General features: G+C 73.2%; 18 protein-coding genes and 1 pseudogene. 10 read left to right on the top strand and 9 right to left on the bottom strand.

What is annotated here, in order from left to right; genetic code table 11:
- Positions 1–13: 13 nt before the first annotated feature.
- Entirely contained in the window at positions 14–1,144 is a 1,131-nt protein-coding gene (locus DA06_RS11575; protein WP_418607765.1) for a glutamate--cysteine ligase, read from the bottom strand.
- A gap of 249 nt (positions 1,145–1,393) precedes the next feature.
- Here DA06_RS11575 and DA06_RS11580 point away from each other — a divergent pair, with 249 nt between their 5' ends.
- The gene (locus DA06_RS11580; protein WP_043500219.1) at positions 1,394–2,449 is read left to right on the top strand and encodes a zinc-dependent alcohol dehydrogenase family protein; all 1,056 of its coding nucleotides are present in this window, start codon (positions 1,394–1,396) and stop codon (positions 2,447–2,449) included.
- A gap of 84 nt (positions 2,450–2,533) precedes the next feature.
- Here the strand turns inward: DA06_RS11580 and DA06_RS11585 are convergent, their stop codons facing one another.
- Positions 2,534–2,815, bottom strand: coding sequence for a THUMP-like domain-containing protein (locus DA06_RS11585; RefSeq protein WP_418607767.1), 282 nt, complete (start codon positions 2,813–2,815; stop codon positions 2,534–2,536).
- 163 nt (positions 2,816–2,978) lie between these two features.
- Between DA06_RS11585 and DA06_RS11590 the strand changes: the two genes are divergently transcribed.
- Positions 2,979–3,815 carry a hypothetical protein gene (locus tag DA06_RS11590; RefSeq protein ID WP_418607769.1) on the top strand — a complete coding sequence of 279 codons (837 nt, stop codon included), beginning with the start codon at positions 2,979–2,981 and terminating at the stop codon, positions 3,813–3,815.
- Positions 3,816–3,962: 147 nt separating this feature from the next.
- A complete protein-coding gene (gene groES / locus DA06_RS11595; RefSeq protein ID WP_043500212.1) occupies positions 3,963–4,259 on the top strand; it encodes a co-chaperone GroES in 297 nt (98 codons plus the stop codon).
- A gap of 85 nt (positions 4,260–4,344) precedes the next feature.
- On the opposite strand, the gene DA06_RS11600 is transcribed toward groES, so the two are convergent.
- The gene (locus DA06_RS11600; RefSeq protein WP_043500215.1) at positions 4,345–4,635 is read right to left on the bottom strand and encodes a WhiB family transcriptional regulator; all 291 of its coding nucleotides are present in this window, start codon (positions 4,633–4,635) and stop codon (positions 4,345–4,347) included.
- A 239-nt stretch (positions 4,636–4,874) separates the two neighbouring features.
- On the opposite strand from DA06_RS11600, the gene DA06_RS11605 reads away from it, so the two are divergent.
- Entirely contained in the window at positions 4,875–5,354 is a 480-nt protein-coding gene (locus DA06_RS11605) for a MerR family transcriptional regulator (RefSeq protein ID WP_418607771.1), read from the top strand.
- Positions 5,355–5,577: 223 nt separating this feature from the next.
- On the opposite strand, the gene DA06_RS11610 is transcribed toward DA06_RS11605, so the two are convergent.
- On the bottom strand, positions 5,578–5,721 hold the full coding sequence (locus tag DA06_RS11610; RefSeq protein WP_418607774.1) for a hypothetical protein: 144 nt from the start codon (positions 5,719–5,721) through the stop codon (positions 5,578–5,580).
- A 170-nt stretch (positions 5,722–5,891) separates the two neighbouring features.
- Here DA06_RS11610 and DA06_RS11615 point away from each other — a divergent pair, with 170 nt between their 5' ends.
- The 3 genes and pseudogenes from DA06_RS11615 (at position 5,892) to DA06_RS11625 (ending at position 8,891) form a co-directional block, all read left to right on the top strand.
- The gene (locus DA06_RS11615) at positions 5,892–6,779 is read left to right on the top strand and encodes an ATP-grasp domain-containing protein (RefSeq protein ID WP_418607986.1); all 888 of its coding nucleotides are present in this window, start codon (positions 5,892–5,894) and stop codon (positions 6,777–6,779) included.
- 59 nt (positions 6,780–6,838) lie between these two features.
- Positions 6,839–8,146 (top strand): annotated as a pseudogene (locus DA06_RS11620) (CocE/NonD family hydrolase); the annotation flags it as partial.
- 70 nt (positions 8,147–8,216) lie between these two features.
- Positions 8,217–8,891 carry a CocE/NonD family hydrolase C-terminal non-catalytic domain-containing protein gene (locus tag DA06_RS11625; protein WP_418607988.1) on the top strand — a complete coding sequence of 225 codons (675 nt, stop codon included), beginning with the start codon at positions 8,217–8,219 and terminating at the stop codon, positions 8,889–8,891.
- 6 nt (positions 8,892–8,897) lie between these two features.
- Here the strand turns inward: DA06_RS11625 and DA06_RS11630 are convergent, their stop codons facing one another.
- Positions 8,898–10,052: a M24 family metallopeptidase gene (locus DA06_RS11630; protein ID WP_418607775.1), complete on the bottom strand. Its 1,155-nt coding sequence runs from the start codon at positions 10,050–10,052 to the stop codon at positions 8,898–8,900.
- 298 nt (positions 10,053–10,350) lie between these two features.
- On the opposite strand from DA06_RS11630, the gene DA06_RS11635 reads away from it, so the two are divergent.
- Positions 10,351–10,995, top strand: coding sequence for an ATP-binding cassette domain-containing protein (locus tag DA06_RS11635; RefSeq protein WP_418607777.1), 645 nt, complete (start codon positions 10,351–10,353; stop codon positions 10,993–10,995).
- A gap of 146 nt (positions 10,996–11,141) precedes the next feature.
- Here the strand turns inward: DA06_RS11635 and DA06_RS11640 are convergent, their stop codons facing one another.
- Both DA06_RS11640 and DA06_RS11645 read right to left on the bottom strand, forming a co-directional pair.
- Positions 11,142–11,450, bottom strand: a complete 309-nt coding sequence (locus DA06_RS11640; RefSeq protein ID WP_418607779.1) for an ArsR/SmtB family transcription factor — start codon at positions 11,448–11,450, stop codon at positions 11,142–11,144.
- Positions 11,451–11,476: 26 nt separating this feature from the next.
- Complete coding sequence (locus DA06_RS11645) at positions 11,477–11,788, bottom strand: hypothetical protein (RefSeq protein WP_418607781.1); 312 nt, start codon at positions 11,786–11,788, stop codon at positions 11,477–11,479.
- A gap of 218 nt (positions 11,789–12,006) precedes the next feature.
- On the opposite strand from DA06_RS11645, the gene DA06_RS11650 reads away from it, so the two are divergent.
- Positions 12,007–12,306: a hypothetical protein gene (locus DA06_RS11650; RefSeq protein ID WP_043500227.1), complete on the top strand. Its 300-nt coding sequence runs from the start codon at positions 12,007–12,009 to the stop codon at positions 12,304–12,306.
- A 2-nt stretch (positions 12,307–12,308) separates the two neighbouring features.
- On the opposite strand, the gene DA06_RS11655 is transcribed toward DA06_RS11650, so the two are convergent.
- Together DA06_RS11655 and DA06_RS11660 are read right to left on the bottom strand one after the other, a co-directional pair.
- Complete coding sequence (locus tag DA06_RS11655) at positions 12,309–12,710, bottom strand: DUF1304 family protein (RefSeq protein WP_043500229.1); 402 nt, start codon at positions 12,708–12,710, stop codon at positions 12,309–12,311.
- Entirely contained in the window at positions 12,707–13,219 is a 513-nt protein-coding gene (locus tag DA06_RS11660; protein ID WP_418607783.1) for a cupin domain-containing protein, read from the bottom strand. Before DA06_RS11660 ends, DA06_RS11655 begins: the two co-directional genes overlap by 4 nt.
- 62 nt (positions 13,220–13,281) lie before the next feature.
- On the opposite strand from DA06_RS11660, the gene DA06_RS11665 reads away from it, so the two are divergent.
- Positions 13,282–14,073, top strand: a complete 792-nt coding sequence (locus DA06_RS11665) for a LuxR family transcriptional regulator (protein ID WP_418607785.1) — start codon at positions 13,282–13,284, stop codon at positions 14,071–14,073.

Genomic DNA, 14,073 nt, shown 5'->3' on the forward strand with positions numbered 1-14,073 from the left:
TGGTCCGGGGAGGTCAGAGCGGGCGGCCCGCCCGCATCTCGGCGACCAGCGAGGAGACGACGGCGTCGAGGTCGGCGTTCTCGGAGATGCGCAGCTGCCGCTGGTAGGAGGCGCCGTCGTCGAGGATCTGCTGCACCAGGCCCAGGTCCTCGACGCAGCCGAGCCGCTCCGCAACAGGCTCGAGCTCGACCAGCATCGAGGCGACGGTGTCGGTGACCAGCTCCTCGTCACCGCCGGCGTCCCGGATGAGGATCGCGTCCATGCCGTACCGGGCGGAGCGCCACTTGTTCTCCATCACGAACCAGCGGGGCGCGGTGGGCAGCCCCTCGCCGCGGTCGAGCATCTCCGAGTAGTGCTCGACCAGGCAGTGGGTCAGGGCCGAGGTGGCGCGCAGCTCCTGGAGGTTCGTGGCGGCGTCGCACACGCGGACCTCGATGGTGCCGAGGGCGGGGGAGGGGCGGATGTCCCACCGCAGCTCCGAGAAGGTGTCGATGACGCCCGTCCGGGTCATGTCGTCGACGTAGCTCTCGAGGTCCTCCCAGCGGTCGAACTGGTACGGCACGCCGGCGGTGGGCAGCTGCTGGAACATCATGGCGCGGTTGGAGGCGTATCCCGTCGCCTCGCCGCCCCAGAACGGGGAGGAGGCGGCCAGGGACTGCAGGTGCGCGAACCGGGTGAGCAGCGCCTGCATGATGGGCAGCACCTTCGCGCGGTCCTCGATGCCGACGTGCACGTGCACGCCGTAGAGCAGCATCTGGCGGCCCCACCAGCGGGTGCGGTCGATGAGGGTGGCGTAGCGCTCGCGGTTGGTCACCCGCTGGTACGCCGGGCGCGCGAACGGGTGCGAGCCGGCGCTGGCGAGCTCGATGCGCAGCGGGTCGGTCACCACGCGCAGGTCGTCGACGGCGCGCTGCAGGTCTGCGGCCGCGTCCGCGACCGTGCGGCACACCCCGGAGACGACCTCGACGGTGTTGACCAGAAGCTCGGGGTGGACGTGGGGGTGCGGCCGGCCGTCGGGCCCGGCGACGCCCGCCAGGACCGTCTCGGCGGCCTGGCGCAGGTCCCCGGAGTCGGCGTCGAGCAGCTGCAGCTCCCACTCGATGCCGACGGAGGACCGGCCGGACGCGGCGAAGGGAAGGTTCACGGGACAAGTCTGCCGTCCCACGCCGAGCGGTGCGCCCGGGAGCTCGGGGGGCGACCGCGGCACGGAGTGCCGCCGGCGCGCGGCAAGACCGGGCTGGCCGACGACTCGGGTCGAGCGGGCACGACGCACGGTCGACCTCGTTCGGGACCCATGTCCCTGACGCGACGGGCGCACCGCTGGCACGGTGGAGTCGGCGCGTGCTGCGCCGTCGGCCCGGCGCGGGCCGGCACCGACGACAAGGAGGTTGTCATGAGGGCGCTCGTCTACCACGGCCCGGGGAAGAAGTCCTGGGACGAGGTCCCCGACCCGAGGATCACCGACCCGACCGACATCATCGTCAAGGTCGACACCACGACCATCTGCGGCACGGATCTGCACATCCTCAAGGGTGACGTGCCGGCGGTGACGGAGGGGCGCATCCTCGGGCACGAGGGCGTCGGCACCGTGACGGAGGTGGGCGACGCGGTGTCCACCATCAAGGTCGGCGACCGCGTGATCATCTCGTGCATCAGCGCCTGCGGCGCCTGCTCCTACTGCCACCAGGGCCTGTACGCCCACTGCCTCGCGGACGAGGGTGCGTCCGGGATCGGCTGGATCTTCGGCCACCTCATCGACGGCACCCAGGCCGAGTACGTCCGCGTCCCCTTCGCCGACAACTCCGTCTACAAGGTTCCCGAGGGCGTCAGCGACGAGGCCGCCGTCATGCTCTCCGACATCCTCCCGACCGGGTTCGAGATCGGCGTGCGCTACGGTCGGGTCGAGCCGGGCGACGTCGTCGCCGTCATCGGCGCCGGCCCGGTCGGTCTCGCCGCCATGATGACGGCCGGCCTGTACGGGGCCGCTCGCATCATCGCCGTCGACCTGGACGAGAACCGCCTCGAGCAGGCGAAGAGCTTCGGTGCCACGGACAGCGTGAACAGCGGAGACGCCGACTGGGTCGAGAAGGTCATGGCCATGACCGACGGCCTCGGCGTCGACGTCGCCATCGAGGCGGTGGGCATCCCCGCCACCTTCGAGGCGTGCACGAGGATCGTGCGCCCGGGCGGGTCCATCGCCAACGTCGGCGTCCACGGCAAGCCGGTCGAGCTGCCGCTGGACGAGATGTGGATCAAGGACATCGCGATCACGATGGGCCTCGTGAGCACGTCGACGACGCCGATGCTGCTCAAGCTGGTCGCCCAGCAGAAGCTGCCGGCGGAGAACTTCGCGACGCACCGCTTCACGTTCGACGAGGTCATGGACGCCTACGACACGTTCTCGAGGGCCGCCGAGACCAAGGCGCTGAAGGTCGTGATCTCCGGCTGAGCGGCCGGCGCCCGCACCGGGCGAGGTTGTCGATCCCGTCGTTCCCCCCGACCACGTCGGCAACCTCGCCGCGGCGCGAGGGTGCTACACCCGCTCGACGACGAGGACGCTCTGGCGTCCGGCCAGCCGGGTGAGCACGAGCGTCGCGGCCGCGGAGCCCTTCAGGCCCAGCTGGCGGCGCAGCTGCTCCGGCTCCACGGCGGTGCCGCGCTTCTTGATCTCGAGCGTCCCGACGTCGCGCTCGCGCAGGTACGCGCGCAGCCGCTTCAGGCTGAAGACGAAGTGGTCGAGCACGCGGTAGGCGGTGGCGAACGGCGTGGCGGCGAGGGTGTCGGCGGTCAGGTACGCGATGTCCTCGCTGACCACGCCGGCGCCGAGGTCCTCCGCCAGGCGCGCGACCAGGCCGGCCCGGATGACCGCGCCGTCGGGCTCGTAGAGGTAGTCGCCGACCTCCCGGACGACGGCGGAGCGGGCCGGCGCGTCGGGCGCCGGCGGGCGTGCCCCGTACGTCCCCGGCCTCGGTGAGCACGTGGGCGTCCTCCCCGGCGAGCAGCAGGGCCGACCGGCCCGGTCCCTCGGGCGCCAGGGGGCCGAACCACAGACCGGCCTCCACGACGTCGCCGTCCACGCTCACCCACTGCGCGTGCGCGTCGCCGGGCAGGAAGGAGTAGGGGATGCCCGGTGCGACCTTCATCCCGAGGGCCGGCACGTCGGCGCGCAGCGCGAGCACCGCGTCGAGCGGTGGGGCGTAGGCGGCGGGGTCGAACACCCGCCTGCCGCCCCGGGTCCGGCGGGCCGGGTCGGCGAAGACCGCGTCAACGCCCTCGGCGCCCAGGTCGAGGGTCATGGCGTCGCCGTGGCGGACCGAGGCGGAGGGGAAGAAGCGCAGGTTGACCGTGGCGAGTGCCGCCGTCGCCTCGTCGGCCTCCACCGCCAGAACCGGGACGCCGAGCGCCGAGAGCGCCATGGCGTCCCCGCCCAGGCCGCAGCCGAGGTCGGCGACCAGCGAGGCTCCGGCGTCGGCGTAGCGGCGGGCGTGGTGGGCCGCCACGCTCAGCCGGGTCGCCTGCTCGAGACCGGCGGGGGTGAAGAGCATGCCGGCGGCGAAGTCGCCGAACTTCCCGACCGCCCTGGCGCGCAGGCGGGACTGCGTCAGGGCCGCCGCCACGAGGTCCGGGTCCGTGCCCTGCTCGCGCAGGCCGGTGGAGATCCGCAGCGCGGCCTCCTCCGAGTAGGGCGGAAGCTGGGAGAGCAGCGCCCAGCCCTCCGGTGCGAGGAGCTTGGTGAGGGATCGTTCGTCCACCGCTCGATCCTGCCAGTCCCCGCGGCCCGCCGGCGATTGGCACTCACCTTGACCGAGTGCTAACTGCCGCCTAGATTTGTGCGAGGCGCGACCCCTCGGGGCCGCGACGACCACCGGAGACGGCGCGTCCGACCCCCGCGACGGCGGGCGCGGCGGCGAAGGTGACGCACCCTTTATCCGTCCAACTCTCACGCGAAGGGGAGGTCCGCAGTGTCGGTCTCCATCAAGCCGCTCGAGGACCGCATCGTCGTTCAGACCCTCGAGGCCGAGCAGACCACGGCTTCTGGTCTCGTCATCCCGGACACCGCCAAGGAGAAGCCCCAGGAGGGCACCGTCCTGGCGATCGGCCCGGGCCGGGTCGACGACAACGGCAACCGCGTCCCGCTGGACGTCGCGGTCGGCGACGTCGTCATCTACAGCAAGTACGGCGGTACCGAGGTGAAGTACGCCGGCGAGGAGTACCTCATCCTCTCCGCGCGCGACGTCCTCGCGGTCGTCGAGAAGTGATCAGCCGCTAGCTGACGCACGAAGCCCCGGTCCTCCGAACGCGGAGACCGGGGCTTCGTCGTCGACGGTGGACGTCGACGCGGGCTCAGGAGGCCTTGCGGACCGGGCGGGCGAGAATGGCCTGGCGCTCGTCCTCGCTGAGGCCGCCCCACACGCCGTACGGCTCGCGCACCGCGAGGGAGTGCTCCCGGCACTGCTCGATCACCGGGCAGGTCGCGCAGATGGCCTTCGCCGCCTCGTCGCGGCGCCGGCGGGTGCCGCCACGCTCACCCTCCGGGTGGAAGAAGAGGTTCGGGTCGGCCTCGCGGCACGCCCCCTCGTACTGCCACTCCCACAGGTCCATCACAGGTCCGGGAAGCCTCGAGAGCTCAGCCATGTCGCCTGTCCTTCCGTCGTCGAATTCAGTTCGTAGACCGTTGTCCTGAACAACGCTGTGAGCAACCTAGCAAGCGATGCACAACTTGTTCAAGACCCTGCCGGAAGTAGTTCACGACTTTGTCGTCCGCGGTGCACCGCGCGCCGAAGTGGCAGCAGCGTGCCGACCGCGTCAAGATCGATTCATGAGGATCGAGCGCAGTGCCGGCCCGGCCGCGCCCGAGGACGCCACGGAGGTCGGTGGGCGGGAGCGGCCGGGCGCGCGGTGGCCGGCCCGACGGCGGCGCCGGCCGTCCGTCGAAGCGGGGTCCCTCCCGCGGGCACTCGCCGGGCGGGGCGCCCCTGACCGTGGCGGCCGTGGCCGGGCGGCTCGGCGTCGCCGCCTCGACCCTGCGCACGTGGGACCGCCGCTACGGGCTGGGCCCGTCGGCCCACGAGGCCGGGGCGCACCCGGGCGCTACTCGCCGGACGACGTCGCCCGGCTCGAGCGCATGCGTCAGCTCACGCTCCAGGGCGTCGCTCCCGCGACAGGGTGGCGGGAACGACGGCGCCGGTCCCGGCGCGGGCGCGGAGGACGCGGGCCGGCCGTCGGCGGGCGGTCCGCTCGCCGCGACCGGGGCCACGGTCCCGACGCTCGTCCTGGTCGCCGCCGCGGTACTTCTCGGGACCGGTGCGGCGATGGTCCTGATCTCGCGCCGAAGGTCGAGCAGCAGCAGCTGACCGACCATGAAGGGGTGCCGACTCTCACGGGTCGGCACCCCTTCTGCGTCACCACCGTGCACGGCATGCGGCCGGCGCGAAGCGGTCCCACGGGCACCCGTGAGGTGCGACCATCGTCCCCTCCGGAAGGGGCGCTCATGAGGCGGAACGTCTTCGTGGTCGGTCTCGACGACCTCAACCTCTCGACCCTCCAGGCGCTGCCCGACGTCGAGGACTACTCCTTTCACCAGCTGCTCACCCAGCCCGAGCTCCAGACCGGCACCGTCTCGGTCGCGGACCTGCTCGCCAAGGCCTTCCGCCAGCTCGACGCGTTCGACGGCACCATCGACGCCGTCGTCGGGTACTGGGACTTCCCGGTCAGCCTCATGGTGCCGGTGCTGTGCCGCCGCTACGGCCTGCGCTCGGCGGACCTGACCGCGGTCATGAAGTGCGAGCACAAGTACTGGAGCCGCCTGGAGCAGCAGAAGGTCGTGGACAACCTTCCCGCCTTCGCCCTGCTCGACCCGGCGGCCACCCCCCGCCACGCTCCCGCGCCGCCTGAGCTACCCCGTGTGGGTGAAGCCGGTGAAGTCGTCCAGCTCGGAGGGCGCCAGCTACGCCGCGGACGAGGCGCAGCTGCAGGCGGCGGTGGCCCGGGCCCGAGCCACCCTGGACCGGATCGGGCCCGCGTGGGAGGAGCTCCTCGCCATGGTGGAGCTGCCGCCCGAGATCGCCGCCGCCGGCGCCCGCACGTGCCTGGTGGAGGAGGCCGTCACCGGCCACCAGTTCACGGTCGAGGGGTACGGCCGGGCGGGCCGGGTGCGTACCTACGGCGTCGTCGACTCGTTCCGGTACCCGGGCTCCTCGAGCTTCCTGCGCTACCAGTACCCGTCCGTCGTCCCCGAACGGGTGCAGGAGGAGACCGCGAAGGTCACCGAGAAGGTGATCACCGCCGTCGGCCTGGAGAGCTCGACGTTCAACATCGAGTATTTCTGGGACGCGGAGGCGGACCGGCTCAGCCTGCTGGAGATCAACACGCGGCACTCGCAGTCGCACGCCATGCTCTTCACCCTGGTCGACGGCGTACCCAACCACGCCTGCATGGTCGCCCTGGCCCTCGGCCGGGAGCCGCGCCTGCCCCGCGGCGCGGGGCCGCACCGCACCGCCGCGAAGTGGTTCCTGCGCCGCTTCACCGACGGCGTCGTCCGCCGCGTGCCGACGCCGGACGAGATCGCCGCTCTTGAGCGGGCGGTGCCCGGCACGACCGTCCGTCCCGCCGTCGCGGTGGGGGACCGGCTCTCCCGGGCGGACGGCGAGGACAGCTACAGCTTCGTCCTCGCCGAGATCTACACCGGCGGGGACGACGAGGACGAGCTCGCGGCCAAGTACGCCGCGTGCGTCGAGGCGCTGTGCTTCCAGGTCGACGACGTCGGGGAGGGGCCCTGATGCGCACGGTGACGTCCCTGCCGTACCAGGTGCAGGAGGTCGAGCACCTCTGGATCGCGATGCCGGACGGCACCCGGCTCGCCGCGCGCCTCTGGCTTCCGGTCTCCGCCGTCGCCGAGCCGGTGCCCGGCGTGCTGGAGCTCATCCCGTACCGCAAGCGCGACCTGACGGCCCAGCGCGACTCGATCCACCACCCGTACATCGCCGGCCACGGCTACGCCTGCCTGCGGGTGGACCTGCGCGGGAGCGGCGACTCCGAGGGCGTCCTCACCGACGAGTACCTCGAGCAGGAGCTGCGCGACGCCGAGGACGTGCTCGCGTGGATGGCGGCCCAGCCCTGGTGCGACGGCACCACCGGGATGATGGGCATCTCCTGGGGCGGGTTCAACGCGCTGCAGGTGGCCGCGCGCCGGCCGCCGGGCCTAGGTGCCGTCGTCACGGTCTGCTCGACCGACGACCGCTACACCGACGACGTGCACTACATGGGCGGGTGCCTGCTCAGCGACAACCTCTCCTGGGCGTCGACGATGTTCGCCTACAACTCCTGCCCGCCCGACCCCGCCGTCGTCGGCGAGCGGTGGCGCGAGATGTGGATCGACCGCCTGGAGCACAGCGGCCTGTGGCTCGAGGAGTGGCTGCGCCACCAGCGGCGCGACGACTACTGGAGGCACGGCTCGGTGGCCGAGGACTTCTCCGCGATCCGCTGCCCCGTGTTCGCCGCCAGCGGCTGGGCCGACGGGTACTCCAACGCCGTGTTCCGGCTCCTGCGCGGACTCGACGTACCCACCCGCGGGCTCATCGGTCCGTGGAGCCACAAGTACCCGCATCTCGGGCAGCCCGGTCCGGCGATCGGCTTCCTCCAGGAGGTCGTGGCGTGGTGGGACCGCTGGCTCAAGGGCAAGGACGACGGCGGAGCCGGCGCTCCGGCGCTGACCATCTGGATGCAGGACACGGTGCGTCCCTCGACCACCTACGCCGAGCGACCCGGCCGCTGGGTGGGGGAGCCCAGCTGGCCGAGCCCGCGGATCAGCGAGGTCCGTCATCCCCTCGGGCACCACCGGATCGGCGCTCCGGAACGGCGCGAGCCCGAGCCGCCCGGGTCCGCCGACCGGCCCTCGGCTCCCGATCCGCCCGGCCTCGCCGACCGGCCCGCACCCCCAGACCTCCCCGGGCCGGGCCGGGCGCTCACCGTCCAGTCGCCGCTGTGGGTCGGACACTTCGCGGGGAAGTGGTGCTCGTACAACGCGCCGCCGGACCTGCCCTACGACCAGCGGGAGGAGGACGGCGGTTCCATGGTGTTCGACAGCGACGTGCTGACCGAGCGGCTCGAGGTCCTCGGCGCGCCGACGGTCGAGCTCACCTGCGCCGTCGACCGACCGGTCGCGATGGTGGTGGCCCGGCTGTCCGACGTCGCCCCCCGACGGCGAGGCCACGCGGGTGAGCTACGGCGTCCGCAACCTGACCCACCACACCAGCTCGGAGCACCCGGAGCTCCTCGAGCCGGGACGTCGGCTCACGGTGCGCGTCCAGCTCAACGGCATGGCGCAGTCGTTCCCGGCCGGGCACCGGCTGCGCCTGTCCCTCTCGACGACGTACTGGCCCGTGGTCTGGCCGTCCCCGGCGCCGGTGCGGCTCACCGTCTTCCCGGGCGAGAGCGCCCTGGTGCTGCCGGTGCGTCCGGTGGGCGTCGACGACGGCGAGCCCGCCCCCGCGTTCGGCCCTCCCGAGGGGGCGCCGCCGATCTCCGTCACCCAGCTGCTGCCCGTCGAGCACGACTGGACCGTGACCCGCAACATGGTGGACCTCTCCGGCGCGCTGAACGTCCTCAAGGACCTCGGCGTCGTGCGGTTCGACACCATCGACCTCACCGTCACGCGCCGCGCCCACGAGCGCTACACGTTCGCCGGGGACGACTTCTGCTCGGTGCGCGGCGAGACGGACTGGACCATGGGCTTCGCACGCGGGGACTGGCGGGTGCGCACCCGGACGCGGACGGTGCTGACGTCCACGCCGACCGATTTCCACGTCCTCGCCGAGCTCGACGCCTACGAGGGTGAGCTGCGCGTGGCTGCGAAGACGTGGAGCACCACGATCCCGCGAGACTTTCTGTAGGGGTCCTTACCCGACTACCCGCAACGCACGGTCGGTGTTGTTCAGCCGGCGGCCGAGCCCGTCCGGGCCCACGGCGACGATGTCCTCGATCCGCACGCCGAACCGGCCCTGGAGGTAGATCCCGGGCTCGACAGAGAAGCACATCCCCGGCACGAGCGGCTGCTCCTCGCCCTCCACCATGTAGGGCGGCTCGTGGGTGGTGACCCCGATGCCGTGCCCCGTCCGGTGGATGAACTTCTCGCCGTACCCGGCGTCGGCGATGACCGTGCGCGCCGCCCGGTCGACGTCCTGGCACGTGGCACCCGGCCGGACGGCCTCGACGCCCGCCTGCTGGGCCCGCCGGACGACCTCGTGGACCTCCCGCACCTCCTCCGTCGGCTCCCCGACGACGACCGTGCGGGTCGTGTCCGAGCCGTACCCGGACAGCAGCCCGCCGAAGTCGAGGACGACGACGTCGCCGTGCTCGATCACCCGCTCGCCGGCCTCGTGGTGCGGATCGGCCCCGTCCGGTCCGGACGCCACGAGCGTGAAGTCGACCTGCTCGTGCCCGAACCGGCGCAGCAGTGCGTCCAGGTCCGCCGCGACCTCCGACTCCTTCCGCCCCGCGAACGGGGCACCGACGATCTCCTCGTACGCCGCGTCCGCGGCGGCGCCGGCGCGGGCGAGCCGGTCCAGCTCGGCGTCGTCCTTGACGGCCCGGAGCATCGGCAGGCACCGCGTCAGGGCGGCCAGGCGCAGGTCCGGCACGGCCTCCTGCAGGCCGAGCACGTGCATCGCCCACGTGGAGTCGGAGACGCCGAACCGGCGGCCGCCCCCCGAGCAGGCCGGTGGCCACCTCGTACGGGTCCGTCCCGTCGCGCCAGGTCCGCAGGTCGAGGGCGGAGGCGCGACGGCGGTCGCGGCGTCCCCCCGCTCGAGCGCCGGGACCAGCAGCGCCGGCTCGGTGCCGGGCGCGAGGACGAGCATCGTCAGGCGCTCGGTGACCGCCGTCGGGGTGTACCCGGTCAGCCAGACCAGGTCGGGTCCCGGCGTGACGACGACGCCGTCCAGGCCGGCCGACGTGGCCGCCGCCGTCGCCCTGGCCATGCGGTGGGCGTAGTCGTCGGCGGTGAAGGCAGTGGGTCCGAGGGCGGTGGATCCGCCGAGGTTCGGCTCGGTCATGGTGCCTCCTCGGGCGACGGCGCTCGGGTGTGCCGTGATCATAGGCGCGCACGGCCGTGCCGGCGTGCGATCGCCGCCGCACGTGCGTACGCGCAGCGGTTGCCTCCCGCCACCAACGGGTGCACGCTGGATCTGTCCAGGGAGGCGGCGCGACCGGCTCACCGGATCCATGCCGGAGCGTCCATCGAAGGACGGTCCCTCCCCCTCGTCGGTCAAGCAGCTGCCGTCCCCCGGACGCCGGTGCGTCCGGGCGTCCCGCGATCAAGGGACTGCCATGTACGACCTGAACGATGTGAGCATGACCCGCACGGGTCCGGACGGCCCCGTCGACGTGCTCCGAGATCTCGACCTCCACGTGCCCGCCGGGCACGTGGTCGCCATCTACGGCCCTGACGTCGCGGGCAGGTCCGCGCTCGTCCAGGTGCTGAGCGGGCTGGTGCAGCCGTCCTCCGGGTCGGTCCGGTTCAACGACGAGAGCCTCGCCGTCATGACGACCAAGCGGCTCGCACAGGTCCGGGCCCGTGAGCTCGGGCTGATCCGGAACCCGCCACGGCTGGTCGACCGGCTGACCGCCGAGGAGAACGTCGAGCTCGGGCTCGCCCGGCAGGGCGTGGCACCGGACGACAGGCGCGAGCGCACCGACACCGCGCTGGCCGCCGTCGGCCTCGGGGCGAGGAGGCGCTCCTACCCTCCCCGGCTGAGCGCTGAGGACCGGCAGAGGATCGCCATCGCGCAGGCGGTGGCTGCCGGCGCGGTGGTGCTCCTGGTCGAGGAGCCCACGCCGGCGGTGATGCTCATCGTCGTGCGCCTCTCCCGGACGCTGCGGGTCACCGTGGTCGTCACGACGCGCGACGAGTCCGTGGCGGCGCGGGCCACCACGCTGCACCGGCTGGAGCAGGGGCGGATCGACGAGGTGGCGGCCGCCAGGCGCGCCGCGAGCTGACTCACCGAGGAGTCGTCCGACCCGGGGCCGACGGGCCCACGCCGGCGGACCGGGCGCAGGTGGTCGGTGCGTGCGGGTGAACCGCACGCAGGGCGATCCGGGCGGAAATGATCGGCGGGCGCGGCGGACCCCGCCGCGACCGGCACCTACGGACTTTCGAGTCCCTGCTCGGCCCGTGCCCGCACGACCTCGAGCCGACGCTCCCAGCCCGCCGCGACGCCGTCGAGCATCCGCGCGACCGCGCTCAGGCGCGAGCCGACCGCCGCGCAGCGGACCTCGCGGCCGACGCGCTCCCGGTGGACAAGGCCGGACTCGCGCAGCACCCCGAGGTGCTTCGCGACGGCCTGTCGGGACACAAGCAGCTCGGCCGCCAGGGCGGACGCCGACGCCGGTGCGGGTGCGGAGCCGAGGCGCACGAGGATCTGCCAGCGGGTTCTCGTCCGCCAGGGCGGCACAGACCTCGGGGACCGACGGCGCCGGTTCAGCGGGCGGCACGGGCGTCCTCGAGGTGCGACCTGGCCAGCGAGAGCTCGATCCGCCAGCCCTCGGTGTTCGCGTCGAACTGGCGCCGTCGCTCCTGTGCGTCGCCCGGCAGGGACGCGAAGCCGCTCGCGGCGACCTTGAGCACGACGGAGCTCTCCGACCTCTCCTCGATCCAGAACTCGACCAGCGTCGCCGCCGCCTCGGGGTCCGCCGGATCCGCCATCCAGCGGAACGCCGCGTACCGCGGCTCGTCGAGCTCGACGGTCCGGTCGTCGGCGGAGGGCAGCGGGAACGGGAAGAACCGTTGCACGGCACAGGTCGGCGACGCGTGACGCTGACGCGTTTCGGCGGCGCGAATACGGCCCGTTCGCGTCGCGCCGGAGCCGCGGGACGGTTGCCACGAGTTGCTCATGAAGCGTCGTTCGCCGAGCCCCCCGCCGGGGCTCTAACGTCAGCCTGCGCCCGGTGCCCGCGCGCCCGGACGCGTGACATCACCCGACGTCCACCCCGAACTGGAAGGACCGACTCGTGATGATCGTCGGCGGACCCGTCGAGAGCCGTAGCTCCGGCACCGCGCCCGAGGAGCTCCTCGCCCGCCTGCGCACCACCCACCACGAACTGGTCACCGCACCGGTGGTCACCGAGCCGCTCCTCATGGCGCGCAACGTCGCCGTCGTCCAGGCACTGGAGGGCGGGGTGCCCGCGCACCTCGTCCAGGAGGTCACCCGGATGGGGCCAGCCGCGCTGGAGCTTGCCGTCGCGCGTGGCATGTACCACCGCGACCACGCAACCTCCCGGCACGCCTACGTCGGCGCCCGGGAGGGCTGACCTCACAGGGCTGCCGCGAGGAGCGCGGCGAGCGGCGGCAGGCCCTCGGCGAGGACGCCGCCGACGCCGGCGCCGCGCGGGCGTCCCATCGCCATCCGGTCCGCCACCAGCAGCACGACGCTCGAGAGCACGATGAACACGCACATCGCGACGACCAGCGTTCGGCCCACGACCTCGTACCCGGCCATCCAGGAAGCGACGCCGACGACGAGGCAGCACGCCAGGAAGAGGTTGTAGAACCCGACCCCGAACGCCCACAGCCGCACGGCCGGGACGTCCGCCGTCGGCACCGAGAAGACACCCTGGTGCACCGACGGGCGCGGGAAGAGCAGGGCCTCCCAGACGAACACGAGCACGTGCACGGCCGCGGTGAGCAGCGCGAAGACCCAGACCAGGGCGGTCACGGTGCACCGGCCCGCTCGCGGCCCGCCCCCGCCGTGCCCAGCGTGACGTCGTGCTGCGCGAGCACCGCGGCGACGTCGTCCATCGCCTCCTCGAGCGGTCGGCCCCGCGCCGCGGCGTCGAGATCGGCGTGGAACCGGCCCATCGCGTCGGTCATGCTGACGACGAGGAAGGTGCACGACTCGGTCAGCACGGTGAACGTGTGCGGCGCGCCCGGCGGGATCGCGACCGTGTCTCCCGGGCCGAGCGGGTAGTTCACGCCGTCCACCTGGACCTCGAGCTTCCCGCGCAGCACGTAGTGCGCCTTGGCCCAGCCGGTGCGGTGCGGCGGTGTGGTGGGACCGCTCGGGGCGGTGACCTCGAAGATCTCGTACTCGCCGGCCGTGTGCGCAGCGTCGACCTTCACGGTCAGCGTCGCGTCCGGGGCGGAGATGCGGGCGCCCTCACGGGCGCCGGTGCGCTGCACGGTGTGGGCCTGAGGGGCGTCGCTGCCCGTCTCGGTGCGGCTCATGGCGTCGAAGGTAGGTGGCCGGCAAGGCGGGGTCGATCCCAGAAATCTGGGACCGTCACGCCTTGTCCTCCCGCGCATACTGGTACGTGTGGCAGGAGCGCGCTGACCGGCTCCGCCGGGAGATCGCCGCGCTGGCCGTGACCGGTGCGGGACTGAGCGACGTCCACGCCCGCGCCATCGCGCTGGTCCACCGGGAGGTCGCCAGCGACCTCGCCTGCTGGGTCACCATGGATCCGCAGACGCTGGGCCTGAGCAGCATCGCCAGCGGTGACGCCCGCATCCCCCCGCAGTACGAGCCGATCCTCGCCGCGGCGGAGTACACCCCGGACGAGCCGCACCGGTTCGCCACCCTGGCCCGCCGTCGTGAGCCGGCCGCCCGGCTTTCCGACCTCACCGCGGAGGAACGACGACGCAGCACCCGCCTCAACAGCGTCTGGCGGCCGCTCGGGCTCAGCCAGGAGATCCGTGTGCCCTTCCTCGTCGACGGCGTGTGCTGGGGGGCTGCCGGGATGGCCCGATCGGGCGGCGACTTCTCCGACCGGGAGGTCGCCCTCCTCGTCGCGGTCGCACCCGCCATCGCCAGCCTGACGCGCCTGGTGGTGCGGGCAGAGGCCGGCGTCCCGCTCACCGGCATGCCTCCCGCGATCGTCGTCGTCGGCCCGCGCGGCGAGCCGCGCGCCCTGACGGCGGCCGCCCGCGACTGGCGCGACCGGATGGACGAGCTCGTTCCCGGCAGGTTCGCGCTGATGATGGAGCTGATGGCGGCCGGTGCCCGGGCTACGCCGGAGGACGCTTCCGCGTTCGGGCGCGGGACGCCACGGGGGCGTGGGCCGTTCTCCACGCGAGCCTGCTGA

The sequence above is a fragment of the Georgenia sp. SUBG003 genome (assembly GCF_000715355.2).
Lineage (GTDB): Bacteria > Actinomycetota > Actinomycetes > Actinomycetales > Actinomycetaceae > Georgenia.

Bases quoted from the DNA above. Each gene is read 5' to 3' on its own strand.
- DA06_RS11600 (WP_043500215.1), bottom strand. From the start codon at position 4,635: ATGGCTGAGCTCTCGAGGCTTCCCGGACCTGTGATGGACCTGTGGGAG.
- DA06_RS11580 (WP_043500219.1), top strand. From the start codon at position 1,394: ATGAGGGCGCTCGTCTACCACGGCCCGGGGAAGAAGTCCTGGGACGAG.
- DA06_RS11635 (WP_418607777.1), top strand. From the start codon at position 10,351: ATGACCCGCACGGGTCCGGACGGCCCCGTCGACGTGCTCCGAGATCTC.
- DA06_RS11610 (WP_418607774.1), bottom strand. From the start codon at position 5,721: ATGAGGCTGACCGGGAAGTCCCAGTACCCGACGACGGCGTCGATGGTG.
- DA06_RS11660 (WP_418607783.1), bottom strand. From the start codon at position 13,219: ATGAGCCGCACCGAGACGGGCAGCGACGCCCCTCAGGCCCACACCGTG.
- DA06_RS11630 (WP_418607775.1), bottom strand. From the start codon at position 10,052: ATGACCGAGCCGAACCTCGGCGGATCCACCGCCCTCGGACCCACTGCC.